Genomic DNA, 775 nt, shown 5'->3' with positions numbered 1-775 from the left:
AGTTAATTGAAAATAAGCTGCGTTCATATCAGTAACTAAATATTTTACTTGATCATTGTTAGAATAGCTCTGGAAGTAGGCGGTTAGTCGAGATAGCTTACGTGTTGGCAAAATATCAATCAACGCTCCACTTTTTCATCTGCACAAATAAAGCTCATTTTATCTTCAAGTGAAGCATGTGATCGAAACTCATCCACCATCAATACTTTGGGAAGAACCTTTTTAGCGTTTCCTGGAAGATAGCTTTTGAGTTCTTTTAGTATTCGAATCACTGTAATTAAAGACACCGTGCAAAGCTTAGCAATAAAACTCAAAGAAACTTTATCCGTTAGTAAAGAAATGATTTTGTATCTTAAATGATGGGCAATAGAATGTTTTGTAAGAACAAAGTAAGATTGTGCAGTCCAGTATGTTTCACAATTTTTACATTTGTAGCGCTGCTTTTTTAATTGCATAACCATCGGCATATGATTATATTCATCAAAACGTATGGTAGTTTTTTTTCTTGCCATTTCTTACAATTATCGTTTTACCATCACTGTCTTTCCCTGTGGATCCACATGATTTACAAGCTTGCGGGCAAGGAGATAGCGTTGCGTTGATCACTAAGCGCTGTTTTTTGTTCACTGTCTCGTAAGAGACATCTATAACTTCTAAATTTTTATCTGCAATCCTCAACAATTTTTTGATAGAATCATTCATATAGCATATCGTCCTCTCAGTTGTTTATTTTGTGGTGATTTAATCATACTAGAGAACGATAGTAAGCGCCCAA

At 34.6% G+C, this 775-nt stretch carries 1 pseudogene; it reads right to left on the bottom strand.

The features are described 5' to 3' along the window. A pseudogene (locus HMPREF9088_RS06230) lies at positions 1–702 on the bottom strand (transposase); the annotation flags it as partial. Positions 703–775 lie beyond the last annotated feature (73 nt).

It is taken from the genome of Enterococcus italicus DSM 15952, from assembly GCF_000185365.1.
Classification (GTDB): domain Bacteria; phylum Bacillota; class Bacilli; order Lactobacillales; family Enterococcaceae; genus Enterococcus_G; species Enterococcus_G italicus.
Note: the sequence above shows the minus strand (reverse complement) of the source record. Positions and strands in the feature narration are given on the sequence as shown.